Genomic DNA, 5,557 nt, shown 5'->3' on the forward strand with positions numbered 1-5,557 from the left:
CCGGCCGAGCTGTTCGAGCAGCTCCAGCCGGGCCTCGCCGCACTCGGATAGGGCCAGGCCTCCCGGAGCAGAAAGTTCTGCAACGAAACCTTCCTCCTCGGGGCTGCGGGCCGGCAGTGGTGTCAGGGGCGGGGTGTTCCGGGGTGCTCCAGTCCGGTTGAGAGGGTCTTGGTGAAGGCACCGGTGGCCTGGCTGGTCCCGCTGCAGGTGTCGGAGGCCTCGCTGTCTCCGCTGCTGTCGGTTTTCCTGGCCGCTTCTCCGGCCGGGCAGGGCTGGTCCCTGTTGAGGGACCACATGGACAGCCGTCCGATGCCGTGGCTGCGGGCGAAGGCGTTCAGGCCGTGGGCTGCCTGGAGGTCGAAGGTCTCTCCGGGGGTGTCGTTGGCGCCGATCATGGGGGTCAGGCCGAGTTTCGACCAGGCCGCCGCGTCCTGGCCTTGTCCCAGGCCGAACAGCTGTGCGAGCTGGGTGTGGGCGCTGGTGGCGGCCCGGAGCGAGGTGTCGAGCATCTGCTGGCCGGAGGCCGGCCCGTCGTAGTCCATGGTCATGATGTTCACGCCGGCCAGGGCGACACCGTCGCGGAGCGTCTGGAGGACGACCGCGGACCCCTCTGCTGTCAGTCCCTGGGCGGTTGATGGGACCGTGAGCCACACCCGCGGCATATGGGCTGCGCCTTCGGCCGCGAACACCTGGCGGAGTGCTTCCGAGCGTCGGGCCGTGGCCTCGATGTCGGTCAGGTTGTCCGCCTCGATGTCGAAGTCGATGACGTCGGGCGTGTACCGGTCGATCACCTTCCGGTAGGCCTGGGCGAGGGCCTGCGGATCCTTGCACGCCCTGGCGAGCTCGTCTCCGGCCGCCCCCCCGAAGGAGATGGCCAGCCCGTGCCCCTTCTGGCGCAGGCTGCCCACCCGCTGGTCGAGGTTCAGGTCGGTCACTGCCTTGTCCAAGGTGTACTGGCCGCCCCACGACGGCTCGCACGGGTTATCGGGGTCGGCGATGACGAACGAGAGCACCGGCCGTCCTGGCGCGGTGGCGGCCTCGAACGAGTAGGGGGGCTTGACCGTGACGTCTACGTAGCCGCCGAACCAGCCAGTTTCGCCTGATGATGCCGACGGGCTGGCCGGGACCGTCGGACGTGGGGTGGTCGCGCCGTGGGCGGCAGGGCCGGTCCCGGGCGGCGCTGTGGTGGGCTGCACGGGATGTCCTTCCCCGCTGGTCTGGGCGGGGGCGTAGCCGCCGGAGCACGCGCCGAGGCCGATGGCGAGGGCCGCGGCGAGGATGAGTGGTGCCACCGTGTGTCTGCGTCGTGCGGATGGAGAGGGCCGGTGCTGCTCTAGCACTGACATGTGGACTCCCAAGGTTTGGCGGCAGCACTTGAGCCAGGAGCCCGGGCAGGCCTCAGGCCGCGATGACCGCGGATGTCGCCAGGACGGTGCCCTTCGCGTCGAGGGCCTGGACCGCGAGGTGCGCCGCCGCGGCGACGGCCGCATTCGTCTCGAAGCCGCGCTTCTTCACGACGGCGGCCTCGCTGAGCGTCTGCGGGCTGCTCCCCGTGAGGAACCTCCAGCTCGCCACCTCGGTCGCGCCGTTCCAGCTGGCGTAGGCCTGCATGGAGGAGCCGTTCCCCGTCACGACGGCAACGTCGGGCGGCGTCGTCGGCGTCGCCGACCAGACGTGGCGGTAGGCCCGGTAGCACCCGCCGCCGATCCCCGTGGCCTCGGCGACAGGCGTGCCGTCGGCCGTGAACTCGGTGGCGGCGGGGTCCGATCCCCACCCGACGAGGTAGTGGCCGTTGTCGAGGAACTGGACGTTTCCCATGGCGTTGCCGCGGTGGCCTCCGCGCTCGAGGGCGAGCCGGAGGGTGACCTTCCGGGCACTCTCGTCGACGGCGAGGATGAGGCCGCGGGAGGTCCCGGTGGTGCCGTCCTTGTAGTGGTTGTCGAACATGCTGATGAGGCCGCCGGGCCGCTGGCGGACGTCGTGCTGCCAGGCGAACGCCGCAGCATCGGGGATCGAGAAGTCGTTCCGGGCCCCGCCCAGCCGCCACTGCACCGAGCCGTCCGGGCCGACGAGGTAGGCGGCGTGGGTGTGGCGGGCTGAGACGAGGTACCCGTCCGCACGGCGGTCGACCGAGTTGACGTGGAACGGGTCGAAGGCCGTCGCGGCGCTCGCCCCGTTGGCCGTGGGGTCGTCGGCGGGCCTGACGAAGGACTCCGTGAGGCCGACGTGCTGGGAGGCCGTCCAGTCGAAGAGCACGGCTCCGCTCGCGACGTCGACCTCCTGGACGTGGCAGTCGTACATGTAGCCGGCTGCGGGGCCGCCGAGCGGGGTGAGGTCGGCCTGCACCGTGGGGTACGAGGTCAGCAGGGCGGTGCCGGCCGAGGTGAGCGTGAACTCGTGGAGGTCCGCCTTGAGCCCGCCGCCGGCGGAGACCTGGGCGATCGTCGTGTAGCCCGTGTCCTTGATGATCCCCACCCCCTCGCCGTGGCCGCCGATCCCCTTGCCCGACCAGTAGGTGAGGACCGGGTTGCCCTTGTACGTCTGCACGCGCAGGTCCGTGACGCCGGCGCCGGTGGGCTCCATCCAGACCGGCGCCCCGGAGTTGTCCATGATGAGGCCGTTCGTCCCGTGCCCCATCGGCCCGGTGAACAGCAGACCCGGGGCCGTGGCGGCCGAGGTCCAGATGCTCACGCGCGGCGCGGTCAGCTTGGTGGTGGTGAAGGTCCGGTCCGGGAGTCCGGCTCCCGCGGAGGTCGACGGGCTGGGCGTGGGCGCGGCCGCCGCGGCGGTCGGCGGGAGGGGGAAGATGCTCGACCGGGCCACGCCCGCCCCGGCGAATGCACCGGCGACGGCGATCCCGGCGCCCTGGAGGAAGTGGCGGCGGCTGACCCTGATCATGCGTCCAGTCTAGGAATCGGCGCCTGTGCGCCATAGGGTTCCCGGCTGTGCTCCAGCTGAGCGCCGGACATTCCCTGGGTCTGCCGTCGGCACCTTCCCAGCCGGCAGGTGCCGTCCACCGCCTTGGCGTCCGCGGGAATGGGCGGCCATGAGCGGCAGGCGGAGGGCGTGGGCATTCGGGTTCGTTGTCGCGTGGCTAGTAGGTCGTCGCGTTCGGCAGGATCTCCGGGCGCGTTGGCGGCTGGCTGAAGTCGAAGTCGTTGGCGAGGTCCCCCAGCTGGGGTGCGTTCTCGCGGATGCCGGGGCGGGGGTCTGGTCTGCCGTCGGTGGCGGGGTCGAGCCGTTGGCCGTGGAGGAAGTCGTCCTCGATGAACTTCACGTAGGCGTCGTGGCTGAGGGTCTGGTGGTCGATGTAGCCCTTCTTCGCGTAGGGGCTGATGACGATCCCCGGGACCCGCAGCCCGTAGCCGTTCTGGTCGACGGCCGGTGGGGCGACGTGGTCGTAGAAGCCGCCCCAGTCGTCCCAGGAGAGGAAGATCGCGGTGCTGTCCCAGTCGGGGCCGGACATGATCGCGTTCACGAGTCCGGTGACGTAGGACTGTCCGGTGCTGACGAGCGCGGGCGGGTGCTCGCTGACGGCGGCCGTCGGGTCGATCCAGCTCACGGCGGGCAGTGTGCCGTCCTTGGCCGCGGTGTAGAAGTTGGTGAGGGACTGGATGTTGCCCAGCTGGCCGTCCTGCTTGACGGTGTCGAAGTAGGGGAGCGGGTTCCAGATGCCGGGGGTCTTCGCGTTCTGCGCCACCGGCGCGCAGGTGGTGGCGGTGTCGTCGCGGCAGTCGGGTTCGGTGCCGTTGAACACGTAGTAGGCCCACGGGACGTTCTGCTGGTGGAGCAGGTAGGTCAGGTCGGTCCAGGCGTAGTCCGGCGGTGCGATGGCCGTGGCGGCGGCGAGGAGCTTCTGCTTGAGGTCGTCCGGGAGCTGGGCCTGGTCGATCGCGGACTGGCACGCGGCGTACGGGTCGGCGGCCTTGCAGTGCTGCTGGATGAACGTGTGCAGCTCGGCGGCGAGGTCGGGGCTGATGCCCGCGGCCTTGAGCGCGTCCTGGCACGCGGCGGTCTGCGTGCCCGCGCGGCATGCGCCGATGAGCGTGGTGCGGAGGCCGGCGCCGAAGTCGGGTGGATTGCCGGGGTTCTGGAGCGCATTGACGCATGAGGACGGGTCTCCGGCGGTCGTGCACTTGGCCGACCATTCGGAGACCATGTACAGGTGGGCGGGCAGGCTCCACGATGCATTGGGCTCGAACATGTGGTCCTGGAGGGTGAAGTCCTTGGCGTAGGTCCAGTAGTTCGGGATGTCCTGGGCGTCGTGGTAGCCCATGACGTCGGTGGCCGGTGCGCCCGCGCATGCTGGATCGTTGGCTGCGCACTTCGATGATGCCTTCTCCGCTTGGGCGATGAAGCCGTCCATCTTGCCGCCGTCGATGTCCGCGGTGGCGTTGGCCTGGCTGTGGGGGCCGCCTGAGTTCTTGGCGGTGGGGTCGTAGTACGGCTTGAGGCACGCGCCCGAGGCCGGGTCAGGGACGCACACTGTCGGCACGCCGTTCTGCATGGGGATGCCGTCGGCGCCCGGGAACGTGCCGAAGTAGCTGTCGAACGAGCGGTTCTCCTGCATGATCACCACGACGTGCTTGATCTTCGAGATCCCGGACACCGGCCCTGGCGCGGTGCCTGCTGTGCGGGCGGTTGCGGCGAAGAGTCCGCCGCCGACGATGAGGACCAGGACGGCCAGTCCAGAGAGCACGGCCAGGGCCCGGTGCCGGCCCGCCCACAGCCGCACTCGCGCTGTGGGCCGCTGGCCGCGGCCGGGCGGGGGCGGCAGAAGGCCCCCATCAGATGGTGTGACCACGGCTGGCTCCTTCTTCTGTCCCCCCGCATCGACGCGGGAGGTCAGTGGACACTGGCATGATATGTCCGGCGCTTATGATCGTGGCGTGCGCCGGAAAGAGCGGTGTTCGGCCGATGTTCGGAGAATGTGAAGTCTCGGCGGCGGCCGCTAGGCCGAGGCCATGCCGGGCCGGCTCTCTCAAGCATGGGAGTCAGGTCGCGGCCGTGCGGAGATGCAGCGCGTGGAGCCGCGATGCCCCCCATGCAGCGCCCCCTTGGAGCGCGCTCCCGATGCAGTCGGCCATTTCGGGCGCGGTGAAGGCCACCCGGCCCAGGATCCGGGGGTAGATCACGTCTCTGCTCAACGGGGGCGGCGCGAAGGCGAGCGGTTGGTCGAGTCCGGCGCTGACCTCAGCTTCACGCCGGACTATCGCCGCGGCACCTTGATCGATGCCGCCACGGACCAGGCACCCAGCAGATGAACCTCATCGAAGGGTCGGGAGGACTCTGCCTACCAGCGCAGCAGTGGCTAGAGAAGCCCGCGCGGACAGGGACCTAGACCAGCCTTGCCCTTGTCCTGGCGGGGATCCACAAGCGGGCGGCCGGACCGCCACTCAATCATCACAGATCGGGCCATTTGAGGCTCGATCCACAGGGTGGAGAGGCCGCAGCGGAGCTGGGGCCTAGACGGTATGGAGTGGCCGCCTTAGTGGGTGGTTGCGGGCCGGGGCCTCGCTCACGCAGATTCGTGGGTTACCGGACAGAAGTCCCTGCC

Annotated in this window: 3 protein-coding genes; all 3 read right to left on the reverse strand. The window is 70.2% G+C overall.

Annotation, left to right across the window (positions count from 1 at the left end; genetic code table 11):
- Positions 1-122 precede the first annotated feature (122 nt).
- The 3 genes from J2W20_RS19095 to J2W20_RS19105 all read right to left on the reverse strand — a co-directional run bounded on the left by J2W20_RS19095 (position 123) and on the right by J2W20_RS19105 (position 4,804).
- Positions 123-1,292, reverse strand: a complete 1,170-nt coding sequence (locus J2W20_RS19095) for a chitinase (protein ID WP_307008724.1) — start codon at positions 1,290-1,292, stop codon at positions 123-125.
- A 106-nt stretch (positions 1,293-1,398) separates the two neighbouring features.
- Positions 1,399-2,898: an arylsulfotransferase family protein gene (locus J2W20_RS19100; RefSeq protein WP_307008725.1), complete on the reverse strand. Its 1,500-nt coding sequence runs from the start codon at positions 2,896-2,898 to the stop codon at positions 1,399-1,401.
- 196 nt (positions 2,899-3,094) lie between these two features.
- Complete coding sequence (locus J2W20_RS19105) at positions 3,095-4,804, reverse strand: alkaline phosphatase family protein (RefSeq protein WP_307008726.1); 1,710 nt, start codon at positions 4,802-4,804, stop codon at positions 3,095-3,097.
- Positions 4,805-5,557: the final 753 nt, after the last annotated feature.

It is taken from the genome of Sinomonas atrocyanea, assembly GCF_030812675.1.
GTDB lineage: Bacteria > Actinomycetota > Actinomycetes > Actinomycetales > Micrococcaceae > Sinomonas > Sinomonas atrocyanea_B.